Genomic DNA, 25456 nt, shown 5'->3' with positions numbered 1-25456 from the left:
GGAAAAGCCCGCGTTTTGGGTTAACGCGGGAATTTTAAGTTTTTATTCTCTTTTGTTTTTGAATTTTCTGTTTTTGACTTTTTTGTTTTCCTGCCGCTTTATTTCTTTGGTTTCACCGAGTTAATAAATTCCTTTGCCTGTTCAGATAACTTTGTCACATCTCCGCCGCCTTTTGTAAAGTAATAAGCAGCTCCACCGATTATTAACAGGACAATTAATCCAAGAATGTAGAGCATTAAGGAAGATTTTTCCTTTACAGTGTAGTTTGCGGTTTCTTCTCCAATTTCTACCTTGTAGGTTCCTGGTTCCTCTTCTGCGTGCTCAAAGGTTACAGTGGTATTGTTCCCAACGCCTAGGGAAACGTCTTTTGAGTCACTTATGTTTCCGTTAATAAGCAACTCTACACTTTCATTTCCTGCAGCGTTACCTGTATTTTCGACGTTAACTGAGATTGTAGCGTCCTTTCCTGCACTTATTTCCAAAGGATCGATTACCAGGTTTGAGTATTTGAAGATAGCTTCCAAATCTTTTACTTTTACATTTACTTCCTGGTCTTCAAATCCTTCTTTTGTTAAGCCCAATTCAAGATTACCGCTTTTATCTGTCTTGTAGGTAGCTTTTCCGCTGGAATCTGTTTTACCAATGATGTTTCCGTCAATCAATACGTTTGCATCCTCAATTGGATCGCCGCCTATTGACTTGACAACCTCAATGTTCAGGGTATCGCCTACATAAACTGTCTCAGGTGAAACGTTAACTGTCATTTCTACTTTCGGAGCACTGACGTTAATGTTTTTATTTGCAGTTTCGTAGTCATCCTTTTCTGCAGTTATCTTCAAAGTTCCGACATCTTCGGCTGTATATTCAATAACTCCATCATCATCGGTTTCACCTACATTACTTTCGTTAACCGAAACATTAGCGCCTTCGATTGTTTCTCCACCTGCAGTCACTTCGATATTAAACGGATTTCCGGCATAGATCTTATCAGGCACACTTATTTTCAGTGAATTGTCGTCGTTTCCACTACCGCCGGTTTCAACTTCCACGAAGGGGTAGAACCTGAGAGTACTGTCATCAGCAGTCTTGAAACTGACATTGCCCATGATCTCGGTGGTATCATCCTTGTCAAGCCCGATGCTATCATCGTTTTTCATTGTAATGCCACTTTCAGAGACACTGGTGATCTCCATCTCGCCAAAAGTATCTCCATTATCAATTTCGGTGTACTGGTCTGAGAGCTGGAAGAGGCCCTGTATGAAGACAGCAGAGGACTCAGCTCCTTGGAAAACCGTGCCGAAATGGACTATAATCAGCGGTACGTCTTCTGCGTCTCCAAGATCAGTTTCATAGACATAGTCATCGTCCGAGCTGAGGAATGCCTCGTCTACAACATCACCATCTTTTTCTAGCTGAACCCAGACAGAGTCTCCATTGATATTGACTTCTTTGATCTTCAAAGAATAACCCTCTTCAAGGGTAAGGGCAGAACCTGAATCCATAGACCTTTTGTCATCGCTGTCTGTAAGGACTTTAGAGAGAATATTATCCGAAAGAAGGCTCACATCATCAACAGCTCCTCCAACGGAATCATCAGTATACCCGGCAAAGTACTTGTCTGCCATGAAACCAATAACTGTAAAGTTGCCCCATTCATCGTGATCAAAATCAACAGCTTGTGGTGTTGATTTGTAGACAAGTTCGCCTGAAGGTATATTTCTGCCGTCAAGCTCTCCTATTGTAAGATTTTCAGTCCCAATTCCTTCATCTATGTTGTAATAGAAACCTTCAAAGTTAAAGGGCGTCCAGCTAGGGAGTGAATCACCATCCATGTCTTTGTCATAGACAGTCCCGCGCAGCTCATATGTACCCTCTTCCGAGGTGTCAAGTGTCGGGGCAAAGCGCAGTGTGTCATCATCAGCTACCTGAATCTGTATTTTACCCATAAGGTCTATCGTATCTCCCTTATCGAGTCCGACATTATCATCATTCTCCATCTTTATTTCACTGCTGCTAACGGAATTTACTTCCATTTCCCCCAAGGTATCTCCGTTTTCAACTTCTACATAATCATCCGAAATCTGGAAGAGACCCTGTATGAAGACAGCAGAGGACTCATGTCCTTGGAAAACCGAGCCAATATGAGCAATGATTATGGGCACATCTTCTGCGTTTCCAAGATCAGTTTCATAGACATAGTCATCGCCCGAGCTGAGGAATGCCTCGTCTACGACATCACCATCTTTTTCAAGCTGGACCCGGACAGAGTCTCCATTGATATCCACTTCCACGATATTCAGGGAATATCCTTCTTCAAGAACAAGAGAATCTCCGGCATTTGCTGATTTTTCATCATCAGTGTCTATGAGAATCTTGGAAAGAACCCCATCAGAAATAGGGCTAATGTCATCTCCTATAACTTCCGAACCATTTTCAGTATAGCCTGCGAAGTATTTCTCTGCCATGAACCCGATTATCTGGTACGAACCCCAATCATTGTATTCAAAATCAGTTTCAGTAGGTTTTGTGGAGTACTCAATGTTTCCTGATTTTATGTTTCTACCTATACCTGTAATGGTCATCTCTTCTGAGGATACTCCGGAATCAAGGTCATAGTAGAAGCCTGAATAACTCTGGGCAGTCCATGTGTAGGTATCTGGCATTCCTTCTTCCCAGATTCTGTTTCCAGTTGAATTGTCTGTGGATCCGACGCTCACAGTCCATGTTTTTGTCGATGAATCATAAACGCTATTGGGATCACTTACCACTGCCTTGAGGGTATAATTTCCTCTCTCATCTTCTTCAAAGTCGTATGAAGAAGAGGTTACACTTTCATCCTTTTTCTGTGATTCATCGTCAACAAGCCACTCAACATTAATATCCTGGTCTTCCGTGCTGGAATTGACGTTGAAAGTTTTAGATACTCCTTTATCAACTGAAACATTTTCTTCGGAGGGGTCAGAATTAACAGATAATCCTCCGAGCGTTGATACATTCCATGCCCAGGAGTTTTCTGCACTGCCGTTTTCGTTTTCTGCGTTCATTTTAATTGTATGCATGCCCTGTGTTGCAGAAGTATTGATATATGATGACTCAGTGACAGACTCGTTTTCCTGAACCTGGACATCATCAAGATACCATGTTATATTTGAAGTCTGGCTAACAGTTGCATTAAATTTTCTTGATTGCCCTACTTTATTGTTAACGGTTGAGTATGAAGGGGAAAATGATACGATTTCCGGTACATTCGATCCTCCGGTTACACTCCAAGTTCTGCTCACTCCAGTTGACTGAACAGTCGCTTTGACATCATATGTACCTTGCTTAACCGTGTGATTGAGGGCAGAGGTATTCGTTGCATCATCATACGATGTTTGGGAAACATTGCTTCCATCAACCTGCCAGTCAATAGTTGCTGACTCGTTTGTTTGAATGCTAAAAGCTTGAATCTCGCCGACTATCGTATTGACAGTTGCATTCTCTCCGGGCGATGCTGCTATTATATTCGGGGCTGCAGTTGCAGCTCCGCAAAATAGACCCAGCACCAGAATTGCTGTAAATATCTGTAAACTAGCTTTTTTCATGGTCTATCCTTCTGAACCTTGTGCATAAATTATTATGAATTTAGTATGTTTCTCCTAAGATCTGTTCTATTTTTGTGAGTTTTTTTGTGTTTATCAATCAAAGATACCTAATTTTCGTCTCTTTAATCCAGACTTTTGTTTCACGGGGGTAATTATTTTTAATCAGGTGGATCTATCAACAGTTTCGGCTTTTAGCTGCTGGTATCCTCTCTGCTCTATAGTTATATGCTCGCATTCTGGGGATTCGAGTACAATGCCTGCTTCATACTTTGTACATTCTCCTATAACGACTAAGTTACATATATTTTGTACTTTTTTGATCTTTTGCGGGTCAATTGTAATAAGAAGTTCGAAATCTCCACCCGTGTAAAGGGAAAATTCCCTTAGCCTGTTCGGATTTGAAGCAAATTTCCGTACCTCTCTGAGGACAGGAAGGGCATTTTCCCGGATCATGAATCCCACGCGGCTCTGCCTGGAAAGGTCGTAAAGGGACATTGCAAGGCCGTCACTCGTATCCATCATTGATGTGACTGCTCCGGATTCGGCTAGCTTCCTGGCTTCTTTCGTGCGCGGGACAGGTTCAAAAAGTGCCTTCAAGACGGTTTCGCTCACTGGCTTCCCAGACTGAAGGGCTTCCAGAGCTGCTCCTGCCGATCCTGTATAGCCCGTGACACAGACAAGGTCACCTGGTCTTGCTCCGCGCCGAAGAAGGAGCTGGCTTTTTTTCACCCTGCCAAGTGCCGTTCCTGTAATTGTCAGTTCTGTGTGGGTATCAAGATCGCCCCCTATAATCATAGTTCCGCAGAATTCGGTACATGCCTGCATACCTTTTGCAAGGGCTTCAACAAAAGCAATTTCGGTATCTGCAGGCATCCCAATTGCCATAACAAGTCCTGTGGGCTCTGCACCCATGGCTGCAATGTCACTGAGGTTTACGGCTGCTGACATCCAGCCTATTTGCCAGGGTGTCATCTCTTCCGGAAAATCAGTAGTCCTGTGCAGCATATCAGTAGTAACAACCAGGCAGTCTTCGCCTTTCAGGTCAAGGACGGCGCAGTCATCCGAACCTGCGCCTATAAGGATTCCTTCCTGTTCTTTCTCCCTGCCATCAGGTGCTTTGAAAATCTCAGATAATATGGAGATTAGAGCGCGCTCTCCAACTGAATATACTTTTGTGTTTTTCATGGTCTTTTTTGAAAAAGATAATTTTTGTTTTCTTTTCTAGATAAATGCACTCTGTGAGCCAAAAATCACTGAGTCCCTCTCCTTTATTTAATTTGTGTAACACGTAAAGTCACACAAAAATTTAAACAGTTTTTTCACAGAGCATTTTCGGTATTAAGTGATACATTTTTCTCAAAAATTCTACTTTTTTCCACGAGCATTGAATAAACAAATTTTCTCAAATAAATTTCTTAAGGGCTTTACATTTGTTTTTTATCTCTAGGAATGTATAAGACTTTTGTAAACTTCAAATTCATTTGAACTTAAAGTGTAGTTTTCTGTAGAATTTTAAAAGAGAAATAGTTTACACTTTATTCACGATCCAGACAAAATAAGTGCAAGGAGAAATACAAGTTAATATCAATAAACTGTCAGATATGATCAGACAAAATAAAGCACTTGATTCCGTCAGACTCTGTCATACAGAGTCTGAGAGCACTTCGTCTCCGCCTTCTTTTGTTCTTATTCTCACATTTTCCAGAAAATTTTTTGCGATTTTACCGAGTTCATATAACTCTTCCCTTTCCAGAATCCGCAGCTCTCTTAAATTTTCCTGCAAGCTATGTTCCGGAATCCCCTGCTGCAGTACATAGGTAAGTTCTCTATTTTTCATATGTTTCGAGATCCAGGCAGCTATACTGGCAATTTCTTCCTTGCTTCCGATAAAATCTCTAATTAACGTTGTCCGAAGTTCCAGTTCTAAGCCGCAGGAATCTACAATTTCAAGCGTTTTTATTACAGATGCAGTAATCTGTTCTGGATTTTTTTTCATCGCTTCAGATTCTTCGAAACCCGTAACTTTCCCATAAAGTTCGGGATCATCTAGGGGAGCTTTTATATCGATAAAAAATTTATCAACTAGCTTTCGTTTAACCAGTTCGTTTACCATTTCAGGGTAGCAGCCGTTTGTATGAATCCCAATTGCAAGCCCAATTTCTCTTGCAAACTCAGCGAGAGGCACAATTGCTTTCTGCATCAGAGGTTCCCCTCCTGAAAATACAACTGCACTCACAAAGAGTGTCGATTCTTTTATCTGCTCTTCCACGAACTCCAGTTCTACAGGATTAAGCCCCTGGAGGTAGGGATGGTTCTGGCAGTAGGGGCAGCGAAGCGGGCACCCCCCAAAAAAGATAGTAACTGCCGCCCTCCCTTTCCAGTCCACGGTCGAAAGAGGGACAGTCCCTGCGTAGTTTACTTTCATAGCCTACCGTTCTCACACTTTTATGTATAAAAAAGGATAAAGGAACCCTTACCTGAGTTCCCTTGGACTGTATCGTTTTCTGTCCAGAAGTTCCTGGCGCTTGCCTTTGTTCCAGCCTTCAACCGATTGAAGGTATCCTGTGATCCTTGAGAGATGCTGTACGTTTTTAGACTTACACTTCGGGCATCTGTCCAGTAATCCATCGGCTACATATCCTTCGTCGGTGCATACGGTCATGTCTTTGGTAAAGGCAAAGTAACCTGTCTGGGTGTTCTTTGCTATATGCATCGCAAGCTCCTGAAGGCCGTCAGGATCCGGCTGTCCTTCTCCAAGCCATACATGCAGGATATTTCCGCCGTCCACAATCGGGAAGAAAGTATGCTCGTACTTTATCCTTTCAGGCAGAGATATATCTGCACCAACGGTAACATGAGTTCCATTAGTATAGTAGATTGGCAGGTCATGCGTCTGATTCAACTCGCTTTTTGCGGCTTCCAAATTCCCTTTAATTGTGAATTCGGCCTTGTCGGCATATTCTTTATGCAGGAGGTCCGAGACTGCGAAACGCTGGGCTGTCGTTTCTGCAGGCGTTCTTGCAAGAGCAATTTCCATACCAGTTTCCTTTGAAAGCTTTTGAGCGTGCATTTTCATTTCAAACATAGCCCTTATTGCAAGCTTGTATGCAACAGGAGACTCATGGATTTGGTAGCCTGTATGGTACTGGACCATTTCATTGATCCCGATCACTCCGATAGTATAGACAAGGCTTTCGAAGTCCACAGCTATGGCTCCTTTTTCTCCTGTATTAGGATCTTTGGGACGCTGGGCTGCAAAGGGAATCCGGTTTTTCTTGATCAGACTATTCATCCATCTGCGCTTGATCTTGAAAACTTCCACTCCCTTATTCATCAGGGTCTTGAGCTCATTGAAAAGTTTTTCATCATTATGTTCAGCCCTGTATGCTGCTCTTGGGCAGTTTAAAGACAGGACCATCCATGAGCCCATTGAAAAGTGTTTTCCATCCCTGAAATAAAGTTTGTCATCGAACTCTTTATCATCAGTAGGGTTTGCAGAAAACTGATACGCGCAACATTGATAACATGAAATTCCTTCTCCTGCGCCCCTGTACTCAGGAAGCTGATTATCAAAGTAAGGAGTCCCGAATTTAGCAGCCAGCTCGAAGGTCATTCTGTATAACTCTTTGTAAGTCGGAAGCTCAGGGTGAGCCTTGTTGAATTCCTCATTTTCTTCCATAAAGTCAGGTTCAATGGAAATTTCGGGCTTTGGGAAACTGAAAGGTTTACCCCAGGCATCTCCTTCAAGCATAACATCCATAAGAGCCTTGAACCCGAGGCGGACTTCCTTTTCGAATTCTCCATAGGTTCTGAGAGGAGCCTGCTTGCCGTCCCAGACCGTTCCCTTAGCAACAATCGGTATATTTTTCCAGAGTTTTGGGACCCCAGGGGAAAGTTGCACGGATGAAAAAACAGTCTGTCCGCCTCTTGCACACATCATCTGCATCATTTCATAGACGAACATTTGCATAAGCTGTCTTATCTCGGTTTCAGACTTCCCTTCCAGATAGGGAGCCATAAAAGTCAGGAAATTGTAAAAACCCTGCCCGCCTGCAAAATTGGTCTGAGCCGAACCCATAGCTTTTACCGCATGAAGGAAAGCTACCTCGGCATTCTTCGCGGGCTTTGCCACGCTTGATTGGGTTCCCACTCCATCAGGCATGAGTCCATAATAAAAAAAGTAGCGGAGATCCCAATCCTGGCAAAATGGTCTTGTGCCCATATATTCAAGGTCATGAATATGGAAATCCCCGTTGAGATGAAGGTCGGAAAGCTCTTTTGGCATTAGAAGGAGATTTTGCTCCTTGGACATTTTGTCAGCTTTTCTTTTATGTGAGGTTTCGGCATTGTTCAACTGGTTTGCATTATCATTTGCTTCAAAGCCGTAACCAGTGTCGATTTCATAGGCGTCGTAGACCGAAGCTCCGACTCTGGTCATAATGTTTCTCCATTCAACATGTCCCCTGTCAAGCAGAATATTGTTTACTATTTCCCGGATAAGAGGACCTGAGAGAAACTTGAGATTCATCTTTTTAATGATCTTTTCTGCGTCCTTTGCAATCTCAATGGCTTCTTCTTTTGTGATTGAGGGTTTGTTATAGAAAATTTCGCTTAATTTTGTTTCTTTCAGAAGCTGGTTTACAATAATATTCCTGTCCCAGTTAAGAATAAAACCATCTGTTGTCCTTACTTTGGGGAACGGAGAGACAGACAGCCCGTCAAGGGTTTTTTGCACTGGCTTGTTGTCAGATAACTGGTCATTTTTGGAGAGGGGAGAGACGGACAATTCTTCAAGCGTCTTTTGGGCTGATTGGTTGTCAGATAATTGGTAATCGTGTAAGAGAATCTCGCTTGTCATTTTCTCATCTTCAGTGATTGTCTTAATAATAGAATTTCATTAATAGAATTTCATGATGAAATTTGAAGAAATATTCAATTTGTTTTTAATTTCAGATCTTTTTTATCACAGGTTTTCCTTCATTACAGGACTTCCTGGATTTTTTCAGGGTTTACTTCTCCTCCACTGAAGAGTTCCTCGTGCGTAAGGAATGTGTCATTGATCTGTAAAACAGGCGCTGTCACTGTGAAGACTCCATTGAAACGCAGTTCCGTTAGAGCTTCAGGAGTAGACATATCTTCTACCTCAAAAGCGACTGAGTGTGCCTCCAGGAAATTTTTTAATTTATTGCATTTCGGACAGCTTTCCGTTGTATATATGATTATTTTTGCCATGCTTTACGTCCCTTTGAGTTTACTCTAATTCTTAATCTGATTTTTAGTTACCGTTTTAACGTGGCGCTTGTTTCGTGCATACTTTTTATATTTATTTACATTGTATACGGAGTGAGCGCGCAGGTACAGAGCGCGTTGCAGCATAAAACAAAGCCCCACATGGGTTACCATTCCTCAGCTAACCCTTATAATCCCTACAAATTTGTATTTTCAAATATCAGTAAGCAATATCGAAAAAGGGTGCAGCTTCTATAAAGTGACCCCCATAATATTGTTTTTTTCATTTTACTCAGTTAAAATGACCTTTATTTTTCAAGTAAATATTCTAAACGCCCTATCCTTAATAATGGTTTTTTACCTCAGGTCTGGATACAGTGAAACCTTTATCTGGATACAATAACATCTTTGTTTTGTATACAAAGACAGTCTCTTTGTTATCAGATCTGGTAACAAATTTAAGGACCCCTGTTTTTGAAAAACTGCCTTCTTTAATGAAATAATTTCAAGCACAGAAGACTTTAAGGGATACCCATACCCGATTTGCCGGGTACAGTACGGCTAACATGTATAAGGAATTATTCCTCCACACTTTGAAAAAATATTACCAAATCATCATTCTCATTTTCACTGTACTCTTGTGAATTTTTTTAATTCTTGGAAGGGTCAGGAATCTATACCCGAGCATTTCTTTTATATCCACTTTGTCTTTTTATTCCTCTTAGAAAATCGTTAATTTTCCTGAAAAGGTTGGAAATTGCAAAAAAACGTTATATCATGGGTCAGTTATATTTACCAAGCACAAAAGAGGTGTCACTTCATAGAAAAATTACTATCTTCCGGCTGCAAGCCTCTTGACGAACTTCTAGGAGGAGGTTTCGAAAAAGGGATTGTGACTCAAATCTTCGGAGCTGCAGGAACAGGGAAAACAAATGTCTGCATCCAGCTTGCAGTGGAATGCGTAAAGCAAGGGCAGAGAGTCATCTTCATAGATACCGAAGGGCTTTCTCCTACTCGATTCAAGCAGATTGCAGGGGATAATGCAAAAGAACTAGCTAGAAGCATCATTATCTATGAACCCCTGAATTTTGAAGAACAATATGCGGCCGTAAGGGAAGTGGAGAGAATAGCCAGTGAGAATATAGGTCTCGTGATCCTTGATTCTGCGACCTCATACTACAGGTTCGAGCTTGAAGACGATGAGACAGGCATGAAAAGCCGCAGAGAACTTGCTAGCCAGATAGGATATTTGCATGCTCTTGCCCGTAAATACGGTTTTGCCGCAGTCATAACCAACCAGGTATATTCCGATATTACTTCAGGGGGGGTGCGTCCGCTTGGCGGTAGTTCCCTGGAGCATATTTCAAAGACGATCATCCAGCTTGAAAAAACCGGCGAAGGAACCAGGCGCGCTATTCTGTACAAACATCGGTCCTGCCCTGAAGGTTCGAGTGCAGAATTTAGAATTACAGCCGAAGGGATTCGCTAAGCCGAAGAAATCCGCTAAGCTGAAAAAATCCGCTAAGCTGAAAAAATCCGCTAAGCTGAAAAAACCGCTAAGCTGAGGAAATTCGCTAAACTAAGGAAATTCGCTAAACTGGAGAGATTCGATAAACCGAATTAAGAAATCGGGAAAAAGTTCTTAGAGGAACCTTTTAATACTTATTCTGGACAGAAAAACTTAAAACTCCCGGTACTTCCGGGGGTTTTTAGAATTCCTTTTTACAGGAATTTCTCACCAGGGTTTTAACGTTCTCTGGTTCCAGATATGAATTCTTCAGTCCGCCTGTAAGCCTCGTCATCAGGGTACTGAATTGCCGGGTGTTTCATAAAGTAGGAAGCCGGGGAATACAACACGCCTCCTATTCCGCGATCAAGAGCCAGCTTACAGCATCGGATGGCATCGATTACCACACCTCCGGAGTTAGGAGAGTCTTCTACGGAAAGGCGGAGTTCAAGGTTCATAGGCACATCTCCAAAAAGCTTACCTTCCATTCTCAGGAAGCAAATCTTGTTGTCCTTTTGCCAGGCTACGTAGTCGCTGGGTCCGATGTGGATATTGTCGTCATCAAGCTTCCTGGAAAGCACGGACTGAACAGCTTCGGTCTTTGATTCCCGTTTGGAAGCGAGCCTGTTCCTGTTGAGCATATTCAGGAAATCCGTATTTCCCCCGGTATTTAGCTGGTATGTTCTCTCAAGTTTTACGCCTCGTTTTTCGAAAAGGTCTGCAAGAATCCTATGCGTGATGGTAGCTCCGAGTTGAGCTTTAACATCATCACCAATGATAGGAATATTCTTTTCCTCAAATTTTTTTGCCCATTCTGGATTGCTTGCGATAAAAACAGGCATATTATTAACTAAAGCCACACCTGCTTCAAGAGCACACTCGGCATAAAAACGGACCGCTTCTTCAGAACCTACAGGCAGGTAATTGAGAAGCATATCAGCACCCGAGTTTTTAATTTCGTTCACGATATCGGCTTTTGTAGCTTCCTGTTCCTTGCTGACAACAAAAGTTTGACTTTCTTTATAGTTTTTCATATGGTCAGAGACCCCATCGAGAACCCTGCCCATTTTAACCTTCACACCTGTGGACGGAACATCAGGACAAAAAACTGCTGTGCAGTTCGGGGGAGCAAAGATGGCCTCAGAGACGTCTTTTCCTACTTTTCTGGCATCAATGTCAAAGGCAGCAACAACCTTAATGTCGCCAGGTTTATACCCTCCAATTTCCCTGTGCATCAGTCCTATGGGTTCTTTATCGTCGACTTTATAGTACTCAATGCCCTGTATCAAAGAGCTTGCACAGTTCCCGATTCCTGCAATTGCTATTTTTATTTTTGTCATAAGCGCTTACTCTCCGATGAATACCCAGATTCTCATAAACCGCATTAATGAAATGAAGATCTCTTGTTATTTCTGAATCTACAGATTCAAGGATTTACGGATTCAAGGTCCATGAAGTTTAATAATTTATATTTCTGAAAATTACGACTTCCTGTATTTTAGCTATGGATTTTAAGTCTTGTCTTATTGCTCTGTTACTCTATAAATCTATTATTTGTAAGTTTGCTTCTATGGAAAAAGAGATTGCTTTATTTATATCTCACGTGTTACTTATTCTTTAAACAAAGTTTTTATTATGAATGTTGGCTTCCAGAAGCGTGATCTGCCGTATTTTTCTGGTTATTCTAAGGTTTAAGAATTGTCTTTAATATAATTAATTTTAACTTTCTCTGATTATTTGTATAATAAAAGAAAAAAGTAACGATATGAGGGTGATGAGGCATGCCAGTTGAATAGGTTTTTATCTTATGGGAAGCTTGAAAGAAAAGCGGAAATTTTTCCGGCAGAATCTGACGCTTACATCGGAAAGTGATCTAATGAGGACAATTGACTGGAAGGAAGAGTCTAACTCCGTGGTGCTGGTAGACCAGACCCTTCTCCCTAAAGAGTACAGGATAATAGAATGCAAAACCCTGAGTTCTCTCTGCGAAGCTATAAAATTTCTCCGGGTCAGGGGTGCTCCTGCTCTCGGTGCAGCAGGAGGTTTCGGGATTGCCCTTGCAGCTTTCCTGAGTGGGGCTAGAGATTTCGAAACAATAATAAGAGATCTTAAGGTTGCGGGAAAAACCCTTAAATCAACCCGACCTACGGCAGTAAACCTTAGTTGGGGTGTGGACAGAGTTCTGAAAGCGGTTTCAGATGCCTTTGATGTTCAGAGAGTCCGGGAAATTGCCCTTCAGGAAGCCAGGGATATTGCGGAAGAAGATGTAACTACTAATAAATTGATAGGTGAATCCGGGACAAAACTCCTGAAGGATGGAGATACCATACTCACACACTGCAATGCAGGCAGGCTAGCCTGTGTTGACTGGGGTACAGCTCTTGGGGTTGTGCGCTCGGCTATTGCTGAGGGCAAAGAGATAAAGGTTATTGCCTGTGAGACCAGGCCCCTGAACCAGGGAAGCAGGATTACTGCATGGGAGCTGATGCAGGACAAGATTCCAGTAACCCTTATTTCGGATTCTATGGCTGGATGGGTAATGCAGCAGGGATTTGTAGACAGCGTGCTTGTAGGGGCTGACAGGATTACCCAGGATGTTATTTTCAACAAAATAGGTACTTATTCCCTCTCCATTCTTGCAAAAGAGCACAATATTCCATTTTATGTAGCAGCTCCTGCCTCTACTTTCGATTTCAATGGCTGGGAAGGCAGTGTAAAGATAGAGATGCGAGACCCGGATGAGTTGCGCTTTTTTGGATCCGAGCAACTTGCCCCAAAAGACGTGGAAGTTTACAACCCTGCCTTTGACGCAACTCCCATGGAAAACGTGACTGCAGTAGTTACTGAGAAAGGAGTATTTTACCCGCCATTCCTCTTGGACGAAGTACTTGTTTGAGAATTGCCCGCTTCAAGAGAGTGATAAATTCCATTCAACTTTTCAGAATTCGATTATTAAGAAGTTTCTCTGCTGGATTTATATATCAGAACTGTAAATTATGTGATAATTACCAAATTTAAGAGGAAATTTAACAGTTATTTAATAATTGATTAAAATATTTAATAGTTAATTTAAATATCTAATAGGTAATTAACAGTTGTTTAATAGTTAATTAAAAGTTATTTAACAAGTAATTAACAGTTGTTTAATAGTTATTTAATAAGTAATTAACAGTTATGTTAAATTTTCTAATTTTCAACTGTTAATTTCCAGATAATCTTTAATTATCAGCCAGAAAAACCTATTACAGGCAAGTACGAGCAGTGAAATTATATCCCAATCAATGCGTTCATACAGGTGTTAATACATGGCTAAAAAATCAGGTTCCGGGCTCCAGTCTTCTGCAGGGCTCATGCGCTATTATGAAGCAGATAAAAATGCAGTTCAAGTCCAGCCTAAGGTAGTGCTGATTGTCGGTGCAATTGTTGGCATTGCAGTATTATTCTTAAGTGCTGTAAATGGTTTCTGGCCGTAATCGCAATTTTCTTGGCAGGGTTCCCTTGAGCAGGCAGAGTTCAGGAAAAAAAGAAAGTAAACGCAAGGCTTCTTCAGGGACAAGAATCTCCAAGCCCACAATTTTTCTTCTGGGTTTTCTTCTTATACTTGTGGGTATTTTTGGAGTCCTGTATAATCCTTCCAATTCTACAGGCTCTGCGGCCCCCTGGAAGGTTTCGGAAGCAGGTACTCTATCTTTCCCAGATCGAGAAGAGCCAGTATTTACAGCTCAGGAAATCGAAGATGTATACGCTCCTGAAAACTTGGATACTTTAAAACTGTTGTCTTTTGAAAGCAAAGGGGAAAAAATCCAGGCTCTCTTAAGAATTCCTGCAAATTCCTCTTCTTCTCCTGGCCTGGTCCTGCTGCCTGGAGCAGGGGTTAGCAAAGAAGCTGAACAGGGTCTAGCTGTGGAACTCTCTAATATGGGATATGCAACTCTCACTCTTGACCAACGCAATCTGGGCGGTATAAATACAGAAAAAGATCTGGAACTTTTCAAGGCAGGCCTTGAGCCCGTAGAATATGACATGGTTTATGATGCTCTTAAAGCCTCAGATGTGCTTGCGGCTCAGCCTGAAATTAACCCTAAAAAGCTTGCCATCCTCGGGGAAAGTAATGGTGGAAGATTTGCAATTCTTGCCTGCGCTCTTAATCCTTCCTTTAAAGGAGTTATCGGAATCAGCACCTCAGGGTATGGCACTGGAGAAATTGATTCTTCCCTTGCAAGCGATTCTGAAGCTTATCAGTTCTATCGTTCAATTGATCCAGATACTTATCTCTCTACTCTTCCGCCTGCAAAATTCGTGCTGATTCATTCTTCTAATGATCCGATAATCTCCCATGATCTGGCACTCCGCACCTATTCCCTTGCAAAAGAGCCAAAAGCGATGTATAACGTTACTGAGGCAACACACGGATATACAGCCTCAATGCGCCCTTATCTTGAAAAAGAACTTGCCCTTCTTTTAAACTAAACCATATGGGCTTAATGCCCAGCTGAATTTATTGAAACAAGAGTATCTTGAATATGAAAAGTATTTTGGGTATGAAAACTTCTCAGCCGCTCTCAAGCCTGCGGGAAATCCATGGAATCGGTGAACGGGTAGCTGACAGGCTGATTGAGCATTTCGGCACTGAAGAAGCAGCTCTTCAGGCTATTTGCGAGGGCGATATAGCTTCGCTTTCGGAAATCAACGGCATCAGCCACAATTTTGCCCTTTCTCTTGCCAGATATGCCAGATCCAGGGCTGAGGGCTGCTCAATTTCTGATTTTCTCAGGACAAAAGAAGCCCTGGATATTTATTCCCGCCTGCTTGAGCTGATAAAAAGTTTTGCCCATACGACGCATGCCAGGGATAAGCTAAACCTTTTTTACCCACTACCTGCTTCACGCATGGATCTTATCCAGGAAAGGCAGGCTTTCGTAAGAGAATACCTTGAACTGGGAAATGCCTTCCCCGAGAATTCCGAATTTCTGAAATTGCTTACGAGAGTCAGTGAACTCAGGCCTGTTCCCGGAAACTTCAGAGTCAGGGACCGGATCATTCTGTGCGGAGACTCAAAAACCCTTGAAGCAGCCCGAGAAAAGTTCCAGGCCTTTTTGCCTGTCCAGTCTGTAGAAAACCTATCGGAATTCGTGGATCTTGCAAGGGGTTATTCCAATGTTACTGTTTTTGATGATACTTATCTTGGCTTTGATCTACCTGAAGACATTGAACCCGAATATTTCCAGGATCTTTCCAGAGCTGAATTCTGGCAGGTTTTACCTGAAAAAGAACTGGCGTTTTTTGCGCGGAATCTGGACTGCATCCGTGCCTGCCTGAGTATCGTATCATCTCTCCGCTCAGAGAATTTTGAGCTCTTTGAGGAGTTTTCTAAAGAGAAACTTGATATACTCGAGACTGCTCTCTCAAAACTCGGTGAGGATGGAAAGCCTGTTGAAGGTTTTGACCCTGAAATTGACAGGCTCGGAGCAGCCCTTCAAAACCTGGACTCTGCATTGACTTCTGCCCTGCGTGAGGCTAACAAGCGTATGAACCGAACCCTTGAAGCAAGTTCGCTTACTCTGAGCGGGCAGGAACTCGTCAGGCTTGTGAGCGGGGGAATGGAGATTAAGGACCTGCTTACAAAGGAACTTAATAGAATCTATAAAACTGAAACTTCAGTCGTCAAAGAAGAGCTTGTTGAAAAGCTAGGGCTTCAAAAGCAAGAAAAACTAATGCTCGACTCACTCTTTTCCGATGAAATTTCCTACCCTCTCTGCGCAGATCAGTCCCAGCTGATGCTTCTCAGGCAAAAGTTGAACAATAGCCTTGAGAAAACAAGGCTTGTCCGGAAAAGGGAACTTGCAAAAACGCTTTCAGTTTTCCACCAACCTGTAGAAAAGCTTGTCAGAAAAGTCCTGGATTTTGACCTTGGCTTTTCAATTGCCTGTTTTTCGACAAAGTTCCAGCTTAACCTTCCTGAACTGATTTCTGAAGCCGGAATAGGTTTTACAGGCGGAGAAAACCTATTTTTAAAAGCTCGTTACGGAAAGATCGATCCTATCAGTTATTCCATTGGAAAAACCGGCTTTTCTCCAGCAGGTCTGGAAAACAGGGTTGTACTTTTGAGCGGAGTAAATTCAGGTGGCAAAACTTCCCTGCTCGAGCTCTTTGCCCAATGCGTAATTCTTGGGTACATGGGCTTTCCGGTTCCTGCAAAAAAACTTGAACTAGGGCCTGTAGAGGAATTCTACTATTTTGGGAAATCGAAAGGAACTCTCGATGCAGGAGCTTTCGAGACTACTCTCAAGCAATTTTCAGTGCTTTCCGAAGCCTCAGAAAAACTGGTGCTTGCAGACGAACTGGAATCGATCACTGAGCCTGGAGCTTCTGCACGAATTATAGCAGGAATTCTTGAATATCTTTCCAGAAATGAACAGAGTCTTGGAGTTTTTGTCTCCCATCTTTCGGAACTTATCCTTGAAAATACCGGAGCTAAAGTAAGAGTAGATGGAATTGAGGCCGATGGTCTGGACTCCAACCTTGAGTTAATCGTAAACCGGAATCCTGTATACAATCTTATTGCTCGAAGCACTCCCGAGTTGATTGTGGAACGGCTGTTCAGAAAGACCACTGGAAAAGAGCAGGAGTTTTACTCACATTTAAAGGATAAATTTAAAACTGGCTCAAAAGCAAACCTTTAGAGATATTTCAGTGTACTTCCCACTATATATTAATAGAGTATTTTTGTAATACAGTGTATAATGTATAACATTTTGAATGTCTTAAAATCAGTTCTTGACATTACAGCATATCAAATGAAATCAGTAATAAATCAAGACATTATTAAAGCAGTAATGAACGAAATTGATTCGTTATGTGATATTCCAGTCAAGTTATCTGCACTGCTTAATGAAGTTTAATCGAGAAAGAAATCGAGCACTTTGCGCTCGATTACGAGATATATAAATTTTAAAATATAATCAAAAATAAAATCGTAAAATCGGTTAGTAGAGACTATACACAAATTCGACTTCAGAATTTTACAATGCTCAAATTTTTAGAGTTCATTTTCAAAAATGAAATCAAATCGATGAAATGAAGACATTTCTCATGCGATGAAATGAAGACATTTCTCATGAACTATTAAAGTAAAAATTATAAATGAATGAGATTTGTCATTCGGAACTATAATAAATCGAAACTACTGAACTGTTACGTTTCTGCGGCGGTTGAAAAAACATACTCGCCGAGGAATCGGGATCAAGAACCGAGATGGAAACCAGAAAAGAACGGTCTCAAAGGAAAGTGGAATCTGGAAATTTGAGAAAAATCTAAATTATATAAATTAAGATCAATATATAACCACTCAAAATGCATTAAAATAAGGAAAAAAGGATGTATAGAGGGTTCAGCTCTTAGTTTCTTCTTGCTGAAAACTCTTCAACCTTTTTACTTTTAATAATTTTTAGGATTTCTGGGGGTGAAAGAATTACTTCTTTAATATCTGAAGATGCGGGGTCTGATGAACTTGAGTCTATAGCGGTCGCAGTGCACTCTCTTGTTGGGCTTCCAACCACTATCCGCAGCCTCAATCGAAAGGGACTTCGCCTGGAGAAAGGTCAAATCCTTGACAGAGAATATACAGGCCCTGTACTTGAAGAGGTGCTCAGGACCGGCGAGACCATACGTGGAGTGCCAAAGGAAGGCACGTATCTGGGTAGGAACGTGGTTGTTTCTCCCATTTTCTCAGAAGATGGGAAAGTTATTGCAGCAATAGGAATCGTGGATTTACTTTCTGTTCTTGAGATGCAGGAAATAATCAGGACTGTGGTAAATAACAGTCCTGCAGTGGTATTTCTATGGAAAAATGAAGAAAAATGGCCTTCTGAGTTTGTTTCTGAAAATGTGGTCCAGTTTGGGTACACAGTGGAGGACTTCATTTCAGGTAGGGTCCTGTATGGAGATATTATCCATCCTGATGACCTGAAGAGAGTTGAGGATTCGCTTAAAGAGCGTATCCAGAAAGGTGAAGTTGACTTCAATATAGAATATAGAATCTTTACAAAAGTCGGCGATCTCCACTGGGTGAATGAAAGGACATTTATCCAGCGAAGTCCTGAAGGAGAAGTGACTCACTTTCAAGGGCTTGTGCTGGACGTAACTGAGAGAAAAGAGAACGAAGAAGCTCTCAGAAAGTCTTTAGAGACTCAGAAACTCTTAAGAACTATAATCAATAACAGCCAGGCAGTGGCTTTTTTGTGGGAAAACAAAGAAAACCTGCCAACAGTGTACGTTTCAGAAAACGTAACTAAGTTCGGGTATAGGGTAGAAGATTTTACTTCAGGAAAAGTACCTTACGAAAGCATTATTCACAAAGATGATATAGGCTCTGTTATTGAAACCCTCAAACGCAACATTGCAGAGAAACAGGATTACTTCGACGTTGAATATAGAATTTTTACAGGGGATGGAAAAATGCTCTGGGTAGAAGAGAAGACCTTTATCCAGAGAGATGAAGAAGGAAAAGCAACTCATTTTCAGGGTCTTGTAGTTGATATTACCGAAAGAAAAGAAGCCCAGAAAATGCTTGAGATCCAGCGAGAACTAGGAAAGGAACTGAGTACTACCTGGAATCTCCAGACAATACTCTCCCGAGTTCTTGATTCCTGCCTTCAAATAAATGGACTCGATGTAGGGGTTATACACATCAAGGACGAACTCCTGGACCAGCTAAACCTGGTTGCATATAGGGGAATTTCCCCCGAGTTTAGAGAAAAAATTTCCAGATATAAGGCAGATTCTCTGGAGGCAAGGCAAATTTTTATTGGAAAGCCCATATACTCACTGGAATTTTACTCTGATACAACGGTTGACGCAGTAAAGAGGGAAGGAATAAAATCTATTGCCATAATTCCTCTCAACTATAGAGGAGATATTGTGGGCAGCTTAAACTTCGCCTCCCATACCCTTGATAAGATTCCCTGGGATATCCGAAACTTTCTTGAGAGCATTGCTCTTCAGGTGGTGAATTATATCGCTCCAGTCTGCATTCAAGCAGAACTCTCGTGAACTACCCCTAAGCTAAAGACTCAGGGGCTTCCTGAGTCATATCCTCCCAACCAATGTTGACGAGTTGTAAGGCTCTAGCCCCTCGTTCCGAAGGTGAAATAGAATATGAGCATGAGATTATACTTGAGATGTCTTTCGACTTCCGGTCTTCTCCGGCTTAACGTTCCTGATCCCTTCAGGTAGGAGAGATACTCTGTTCTCCAACTCCCTTATTTTGGTTTTCGTATTTTGGGTTGTGGTGTCTGTATCTATAAACATATTAATGTTAACAATACAAGTAAGTTTACAGAATCAATACCAGAAACAGAATACAGTTTCCCATGTAATGAATTACAACACCTGCATCAGCGCAGGAGATATTCAAGAATATCCAGGGCAAAGAACAAAATCGCCGTAGAAAATCGCCGTAGAAATCGAGAGACTGCTGGACCCACAATAGAAGTAACCCACAGCAGAAGTAAAAAATTGTGGATAAAACAGCGGGGGATATGAAGTAAGACTGAAAAAAAGATCTATTTGTAAATTCAAGATTCATAAAATTTAGGCATTGAATGAAAGTTGAATTGAATGAAAGTTGAATTAAAACCAGTTGAATTAAAACCAGTTGAATTGAATGAAAGTTGAATTGAATGAAAGTTGAATTAAAACCAGTTGAATTGAATGAAAGTTGAATTGAATGAAAGTTGAATTAAAACCAGTTGAATTAAAACCAGTTGAATTGAATGAAAGTTGAATTAAAACCAGTTGAATTAAAACCAGTTGAATTAAAACCAGTTGAATTAAAATCAGTTAGGTGGTTCACAAGGTTTGTTCTATGTCAATGAAGTTTATTACTGGATCAGTTTTGAAGCTGCCCGGTATTTCCCTCCATTTCACAGCTACTTCCTTATGAACCAATTAATACTATATAATCGATATTATAAAATACTAACGATAGAATTATATTTTATTTAATCTGTTTTTATATTACTCAATTGAGCACCTTTATTTACCTAAAATGGGACCTCTTATTATTCCGATATTTAAACAAGTTATCCTATAAGAAGTGACTTTATTATTCGGCTTTCTATGAAGAGCAAGTACTCAAAAATCCTTTTAACTAAAGAGTTTAAGAGTTCTACAGGAAAATTAAAACCATCGTTTTTTATTTTTATCTAGATCCTGTCCAGATATTCTTCCAGATCTCCTTTACTTTCGGTCTTTTTCCGTACATAAGCAGATAAGTTCTGAAAAGCCGGCTGGAGAGCAGGATCGTTCCATGAACCGAAATAAGCAGAATGAAGATGCTGGCAAGAATCTGATAAAGAGGCACAGATGTAGTCCCTATCCTGGCAAGCATGGCTACAGGCGAACTAAGGGGAAAGAGAGAAAGAAAGACTGAAAATAAGCTGTCTGGGTTTGTAACGATCATTTGCATGAATATGAGGGGAAATACGGCTACAAACGTAAAAATTCCTGCAATCTGCTGGCTCTCCTGAAGGGAACTGGTGACAGCCCCAATTCCTGCCATCACGCTGGCAAAAAAGAGGAAGCCAAATATAAAATAAATGAGAGCAAGGCAGAGAGTAATAGGTTCGATTTGTACAGGAAGGGCGTACCTGCTCCCGAGCATTATTGCCGCAAGCCAGATTACAACCTGCAGAAGGCCGACTGCACCAAGGCCAAAGATCTTGCCTGTAAGGATTTCAAAAGGAGTTGCTGAAGACAGCAGAATTTCTATTATCCTGTTTTCTTTTTCTTCGGCAACACCGCGAAGCAGAAAGCCAGATGATGAAAAAATGCTGAGGAAGAGGAGAAAAGCTGTAATAAAAGGAAGGCCAAAACTGGCAAAGACATCAGCAATACCCTGCTCAGAAGACTCTCCGCTCTCTCCTACATTATAAAACTTTATGTTAACCGGATCTCGGACCCTGTTGAGAGTTAGCTCGTCCACTTTATCCTTAAGTAGAGAAGTAATAACGATATTCGAGAGTTCGGAGGACAGCCCAATATTTTGCATAGATGCTTCTTTTTCAAGGCCATACAATCCTATTGTTCCGGTTTTAAGAAAGTCTTCAGGAATTACGAGGTAGGACGAAAGCTGGCCTGCCTGTAAGGCCTGCCTTGCATCGGAAACTTCCCTGTACATTACAAATTCTACAACTGAGGTTTTTGCCTCTGAGGATCCCAGAGAAAAGTCTTCGCTCTTTATTGATTCTGGAAATTCGAAGGAACCAGTCATATCTATATAACCTACTCTCTGGTCTTCAGTTGGGGTCATGCCTGAAAGCAATAAAGGAAGAACACTGATTCCTGCAAATAGGACAGGGAAGAAGAAGGTCATAAAAAGAAATTCTTTACGCTTTATTGTTTTCAGGAATTCGTGCTTTGCAACAATAAAGGTTTTTTCGGAAAAACTAGTCATTGGAAGCACTCTCCAGGGTTTGAATAAAGATTTCATTCAGAGAAGGAAGCGTTTTTTCAAAACGTATGAGGTTTGCTTTTCGGACAAGTTCCTCAAGAAGGATCTGGACGCTTATTTTTTCTTCAGGGAAAATTTCAACCGATTTTCCATGTTCTATTACTTTCTTTATGCCAGAAATTTCCCGAATTGCGTTCAAATCTCCTTTTTCTGCAAACTCTACAATCAGAGAGTTTTTTCCATGCTCCCTTCTGATCTCATCTACAGGACCATAAAGTACTCTCCTGCCTTTATTAAGCATAAGGATTCTGTCACAAAGTTTCTGGGCCTGCTCCATCATATGTGTAGAAAGGATTATTGTTTTTCCTGCTGCCCTGAGTCCCAGGATTCTGGTCATAATGGTCTTCGTATTTACAGGGTCAAGCCCGGAAAAAGGTTCATCAAGGATTAAAAGTTCAGGTTCATGGATAATTGCAGAGAGGAACTGAATCTTCTGTTGCATCCCCTTGGAAAGCTCTTCAACTTTTTTATTTTTATATTGATCTAATTCCAGGGATTTGAGAAGGGATTCGGCATTTAGATGAGCCTGTTTTTCTGGTATGCCTTTAAGCTGCGCAAGATAAACCAGCATATCAAGAAGTCTTGTTTTCTTATACAATCCCCGTTCTTCGGGAAGGTATCCTATCCTGTTTTTTGCAGTAGGGCTCAGGAAATCCCCAAAGACACGTATTTCCCCGGAGTCCGGTCTGATAATGTCAAGAAGAAGCCTTATAAGTGTTGTTTTTCCTGCCCCGTTTGGCCCGAGAAGCCCAAAGATTTCGCCTTGCCTCACTGAAAACGATATATCCTCAAGAATAGTCTTTTCTGAGAAAGACTTTGATACGCTTTCAAATTCTATAGTATGCATTAAAATTAAATACATTCCAATACAGATAACTCCTTCGATATATTATAGAAACTTCAAAGTAATTAAAATCTGATTTGTCTTTTAAAAGTAATAATTTACTATTAAAAGGATCAGTGGGAATTCAATCGGATAACTAAGGAAAATTCAGGGGATAGTATGATACCAAAAGTAATTATTCACAACAGTATAAGTCTCGACGGTTCTACTACGGGCTTCGAAGCAAATATTGAAGTTCACTACAAAATTCTGAGCAGTTATCAGCCCGAGGCAATGATAGTAGGCTCGAACACTGCGAAAACCGGAACCCAGTTCTTCTGCGAAAAAATTCCGCCTGAAAATGAATCGGACTTCAAGAAACCTGAAATCCAGCCCGACGATCCCAGGGCATACTGGCTGATTGCGGACTCAAAGGGAATCCTTGAAGGTTTGATGCATGTGTTCAGACGTTCCGAGTTCAGCAAAGACGCAATCGTTCTGGTCTCGGAAAAGACTCCTGAAGCTTATATAAATTACCTCAAAGAAAGGAATTATGATTTCATCAGGGCCGGAGCAGACCGTGTAAACATCAGACAGGCACTGGAAATTGCAAATGAAAGATATGGTTTTGAACTTGTAGTTTCGGACAGCGGGGGAGTGCTGAACAGTATATTACTCGAACAGGGACTTGTCGAAGAAATTAGTCTGATTCTCACTCCTGAAATTGTAGGGAAGAATGGAACAAATCTTTTCAGGACTCTTGAAAAGAGTGGGACTAGACTTGAACTTTTAAGAGATGAAATTGTGGAAAAGCAATATGTACATCTGATGTATCGGGTTTTGAAAGAATAAAAGAGCTGGAAATACAGTATTTAGTACGAATTTATCACCTAATGACTTACAATTAATGGATCTTAGAGATTTAAAGACTAAGAAGTCTTGTAAATGGGCTCAATTAACTTTTGCAAAAATTCTGCTTCCCGGATGTCGCATTGGGAAGACGGTCCATAGTGATTACCTTTAAAATTACCTCTCTTGAGCAAAATTAGGGAAAACACTTTAGAAATTATCCTTTCTTGAGCTCGACTATGGAGGTATTTTTTAAACCTAAACTCTGAACAATTAGGGCATAAATATTGAATCGTAGACGTTGGAGTTGACAAAATTCTACCTGTGTATATAAAAATTCCTGTAAAAATTCCCTCTCCAAAATAAAAAATTAGCGGGATTTTTGCCTTAGTAAATGTTGAATCTACAAAAAAATCTTGTTGGTTGGATATGGAAGCAGTATTTCTGCCTGTTACCTTGCCAGGGAAAGAGTCTGTGAGGTAGTAGGAATTGATATTGCGACTTTCTATTGAGGAAGAAAACGAAAAGAGCAAAAAGATAGGAAGTTTCAGACAAAGCACAATTCATAATAGGAGATGCTCACGCTACGAACTTTGAAGCAGGCATGAGAAACAAATTAATTGTGCTGCCAAAGAAATCGCTCAAGGCAAAAAAAATAATTGAAGAATAAAAAGACTTCCGTTTTCCCTGTTGTCACCTGAAGAATGAAAAGAAGAACTTGAAAGAGCAGGATTGAAAGATGTTAATTTAAGAATGTGCAAACCTACCGGTATTTTCAGGAAACAAAATACATGGCAGAAGCAATGGGAGTACCTAAAACTTTGTAGAGTACCTTATAGACACGATCTTGAAAATATTGAAGTACTACTTCTTAAGCAAAAAGATTCGATATTGATTCAAAAGACTGGAAAAAAGTAAAAAATTTTTCTCCGAAAAAATCAACCTCAAAATATGTGAGTTATGTATTAGCTACGGGAAAAACAAGGTTTTTTGGAAAAAAATATAAAGGATCAATTGGAAAGTAGCGCAATAATGTTACGAGAAGTTCCTTCAAAGTTTTTCTGGAGGAAGAAAGAATTTTTGCTAACTCAGACTGCTTTCTGAAAAGAAATAAAGGAGAAATATCTCTTCTAAATATAATACTTTCCCGGGGAGATGGAACAAAATGAAAACATCACTTATTGATCTGGCGTTTCTTTCAGAAAAAAGGAAGGATGTACTACTCCTGCTAGAAGAAGGGCCAAAGACCGGAGACGAAATAAAAACAGCCCTCAACGTCAACTCAACGTCGATAATGCCCCAAATCAAAAAACTAAAAGAAGGACGCCTGATAGAACAGGACGATAGAAACACCTACAAGCTCTCGGAGATCGGAGAGATAGTAGTTGAAAAAATGGAGCCTTTATTGAACACCGTAAGGGTCTTTGAGGAAAATTACGATTACTGGACAAACCACGACTTTACCGCAATTCCCGAATATCTCCTTAACAGGATTGATGAATTAGGGAACTATTTCATGCTTGAACCCGACCTTAACCGACTTTTTGAAATTCCTGAAGATTTCAGAAGCAACCTTCTGGAATCAAAGCATGTCAAAATGTTTCTCTCCTATTTCAACCCTCTTCACGTTGAGATATACCTGGAACTTGCAAGAAAAGAGGCTGAGATATGTCTTATCCTGACAGAACCCGTTTTTGACAGGATGAAAAAGGATTATTATGAGGATCTGAAATTTCTTCTGGAATCGAAAAATGTTGAGATTTACACTTGTGAAAAAAGCGTAACCCTGAAAGACGTAGTGACAGAGCGTTTCTGCTCACTTGTGCTTTTCGACAAGAAGGGAAAGTTTGACCATCAACGCTTGATGAGTTTTGACGAGAGCGCACTGAAGTGGTGCGAAGAACTCTTTTCATACTATAAAGACAGATCCGTACAACTGGAGAAACTATAAC

At 40.9% G+C, this 25456-nt stretch carries 16 protein-coding genes and 1 pseudogene; 9 read left to right on the top strand and 8 right to left on the bottom strand.

Features of this window, described 5'->3' with window-relative positions:
- Positions 1-98: 98 nt before the first annotated feature.
- The 5 genes from MSBRW_RS19725 to MSBRW_RS19705 form a co-directional block, all read right to left on the bottom strand.
- Complete coding sequence (locus tag MSBRW_RS19725) at positions 99-3584, bottom strand: S-layer protein domain-containing protein (protein ID WP_011306050.1); 3486 nt, start codon at positions 3582-3584, stop codon at positions 99-101.
- Between the two features lie 162 nt (positions 3585-3746).
- Entirely contained in the window at positions 3747-4769 is a 1023-nt protein-coding gene (thiL, locus tag MSBRW_RS19720) for a thiamine-phosphate kinase (RefSeq protein ID WP_011306051.1), read from the bottom strand.
- A 457-nt stretch (positions 4770-5226) separates the two neighbouring features.
- The gene (locus tag MSBRW_RS19715; protein ID WP_011306052.1) at positions 5227-6009 is read right to left on the bottom strand and encodes an anaerobic ribonucleoside-triphosphate reductase activating protein; all 783 of its coding nucleotides are present in this window, start codon (positions 6007-6009) and stop codon (positions 5227-5229) included.
- A gap of 48 nt (positions 6010-6057) precedes the next feature.
- Positions 6058-8442 (bottom strand): anaerobic ribonucleoside-triphosphate reductase, encoded by a 2385-nt coding sequence (gene nrdD / locus MSBRW_RS19710; protein WP_011306053.1) that lies wholly within the window; start codon positions 8440-8442, stop codon positions 6058-6060.
- A gap of 122 nt (positions 8443-8564) precedes the next feature.
- Positions 8565-8816, bottom strand: a complete 252-nt coding sequence (locus MSBRW_RS19705; protein ID WP_011306054.1) for a glutaredoxin family protein — start codon at positions 8814-8816, stop codon at positions 8565-8567.
- A gap of 754 nt (positions 8817-9570) precedes the next feature.
- Here MSBRW_RS19705 and radB point away from each other — a divergent pair.
- On the top strand, positions 9571-10302 hold the full coding sequence (gene radB, locus MSBRW_RS19700; protein ID WP_011306055.1) for a DNA repair and recombination protein RadB: 732 nt from the start codon (positions 9571-9573) through the stop codon (positions 10300-10302).
- Between the two features lie 257 nt (positions 10303-10559).
- Here radB and MSBRW_RS19695 read toward each other — a convergent pair whose 3' ends face one another.
- Positions 10560-11660 carry an inositol-3-phosphate synthase gene (locus MSBRW_RS19695; protein WP_011306056.1) on the bottom strand — a complete coding sequence of 367 codons (1101 nt, stop codon included), beginning with the start codon at positions 11658-11660 and terminating at the stop codon, positions 10560-10562.
- A 536-nt stretch (positions 11661-12196) separates the two neighbouring features.
- Here MSBRW_RS19695 and MSBRW_RS19690 point away from each other — a divergent pair.
- The 6 genes and pseudogenes from MSBRW_RS19690 (at position 12197) to MSBRW_RS19670 (ending at position 19371) form a co-directional block, all read left to right on the top strand.
- Positions 12197-13216: an S-methyl-5-thioribose-1-phosphate isomerase gene (locus MSBRW_RS19690; RefSeq protein WP_048103193.1), complete on the top strand. Its 1020-nt coding sequence runs from the start codon at positions 12197-12199 to the stop codon at positions 13214-13216.
- A gap of 409 nt (positions 13217-13625) precedes the next feature.
- Positions 13626-13793 carry a preprotein translocase subunit Sec61beta gene (locus tag MSBRW_RS19685; protein WP_011306058.1) on the top strand — a complete coding sequence of 56 codons (168 nt, stop codon included), beginning with the start codon at positions 13626-13628 and terminating at the stop codon, positions 13791-13793.
- A gap of 25 nt (positions 13794-13818) precedes the next feature.
- Complete coding sequence (locus MSBRW_RS19680) at positions 13819-14790, top strand: alpha/beta hydrolase family protein (RefSeq protein WP_230669882.1); 972 nt, start codon at positions 13819-13821, stop codon at positions 14788-14790.
- Between the two features lie 53 nt (positions 14791-14843).
- Positions 14844-17003 carry an endonuclease MutS2 gene (locus MSBRW_RS19675; protein ID WP_011306060.1) on the top strand — a complete coding sequence of 720 codons (2160 nt, stop codon included), beginning with the start codon at positions 14844-14846 and terminating at the stop codon, positions 17001-17003.
- A 42-nt stretch (positions 17004-17045) separates the two neighbouring features.
- Positions 17046-17268 (top strand): annotated as a pseudogene (locus MSBRW_RS22805) (ISH3-like element ISMma1 family transposase); the annotation flags it as partial.
- Positions 17269-17850: 582 nt separating this feature from the next.
- Complete coding sequence (locus MSBRW_RS19670; RefSeq protein ID WP_011306061.1) at positions 17851-19371, top strand: PAS domain-containing protein; 1521 nt, start codon at positions 17851-17853, stop codon at positions 19369-19371.
- A gap of 1150 nt (positions 19372-20521) precedes the next feature.
- Here MSBRW_RS19670 and MSBRW_RS19665 read toward each other — a convergent pair.
- Both MSBRW_RS19665 and MSBRW_RS19660 read right to left on the bottom strand, forming a co-directional pair.
- Positions 20522-21775, bottom strand: a complete 1254-nt coding sequence (locus MSBRW_RS19665) for an ABC transporter permease (RefSeq protein ID WP_155398382.1) — start codon at positions 21773-21775, stop codon at positions 20522-20524.
- Entirely contained in the window at positions 21768-22694 is a 927-nt protein-coding gene (locus MSBRW_RS19660) for an ABC transporter ATP-binding protein (RefSeq protein ID WP_011306063.1), read from the bottom strand. Before MSBRW_RS19660 ends, MSBRW_RS19665 begins: the two co-directional genes overlap by 8 nt.
- Before the next feature lie 141 nt (positions 22695-22835).
- Between MSBRW_RS19660 and MSBRW_RS19655 the strand changes: the two genes are divergently transcribed.
- Positions 22836-23507 (top strand): dihydrofolate reductase family protein, encoded by a 672-nt coding sequence (locus tag MSBRW_RS19655; protein ID WP_011306064.1) that lies wholly within the window; start codon positions 22836-22838, stop codon positions 23505-23507.
- 1162 nt (positions 23508-24669) lie between these two features.
- Positions 24670-25455, top strand: coding sequence for a helix-turn-helix transcriptional regulator (locus MSBRW_RS19650; protein WP_011306066.1), 786 nt, complete (start codon positions 24670-24672; stop codon positions 25453-25455).
- The last annotated feature ends 1 nt before the right edge of the window (position 25456 follow it).

Source organism: Methanosarcina barkeri str. Wiesmoor, from assembly GCF_000969985.1.
Classification (GTDB): domain Archaea; phylum Halobacteriota; class Methanosarcinia; order Methanosarcinales; family Methanosarcinaceae; genus Methanosarcina; species Methanosarcina barkeri_B.
This window is presented reverse-complemented; position numbering and strand designations above follow the sequence as displayed.

What these genes read in the sequence shown, in the direction of transcription:
- MSBRW_RS19660 (WP_011306063.1), bottom strand. Translation starts at nt 22,694, where the DNA reads ATGTATTTAATTTTAATGCATACTATAGAATTTGAAAGCGTATCAAAG.
- MSBRW_RS19725 (WP_011306050.1), bottom strand. Translation starts at nt 3,584, where the DNA reads ATGAAAAAAGCTAGTTTACAGATATTTACAGCAATTCTGGTGCTGGGT.
- MSBRW_RS19695 (WP_011306056.1), bottom strand. Translation starts at nt 11,660, where the DNA reads ATGACAAAAATAAAAATAGCAATTGCAGGAATCGGGAACTGTGCAAGC.
- MSBRW_RS19685 (WP_011306058.1), top strand. Translation starts at nt 13,626, where the DNA reads ATGGCTAAAAAATCAGGTTCCGGGCTCCAGTCTTCTGCAGGGCTCATG.
- nrdD (WP_011306053.1), bottom strand. Translation starts at nt 8,442, where the DNA reads ATGACAAGCGAGATTCTCTTACACGATTACCAATTATCTGACAACCAA.
- MSBRW_RS19705 (WP_011306054.1), bottom strand. Translation starts at nt 8,816, where the DNA reads ATGGCAAAAATAATCATATATACAACGGAAAGCTGTCCGAAATGCAAT.
- MSBRW_RS19665 (WP_155398382.1), bottom strand. Translation starts at nt 21,775, where the DNA reads ATGACTAGTTTTTCCGAAAAAACCTTTATTGTTGCAAAGCACGAATTC.
- MSBRW_RS19650 (WP_011306066.1), top strand. Translation starts at nt 24,670, where the DNA reads ATGAAAACATCACTTATTGATCTGGCGTTTCTTTCAGAAAAAAGGAAG.
- MSBRW_RS19655 (WP_011306064.1), top strand. Translation starts at nt 22,836, where the DNA reads ATGATACCAAAAGTAATTATTCACAACAGTATAAGTCTCGACGGTTCT.
- MSBRW_RS19715 (WP_011306052.1), bottom strand. Translation starts at nt 6,009, where the DNA reads ATGAAAGTAAACTACGCAGGGACTGTCCCTCTTTCGACCGTGGACTGG.
- MSBRW_RS19690 (WP_048103193.1), top strand. Translation starts at nt 12,197, where the DNA reads ATGAGGACAATTGACTGGAAGGAAGAGTCTAACTCCGTGGTGCTGGTA.
- MSBRW_RS19675 (WP_011306060.1), top strand. Translation starts at nt 14,844, where the DNA reads ATGAAAAGTATTTTGGGTATGAAAACTTCTCAGCCGCTCTCAAGCCTG.
- thiL (WP_011306051.1), bottom strand. Translation starts at nt 4,769, where the DNA reads ATGAAAAACACAAAAGTATATTCAGTTGGAGAGCGCGCTCTAATCTCC.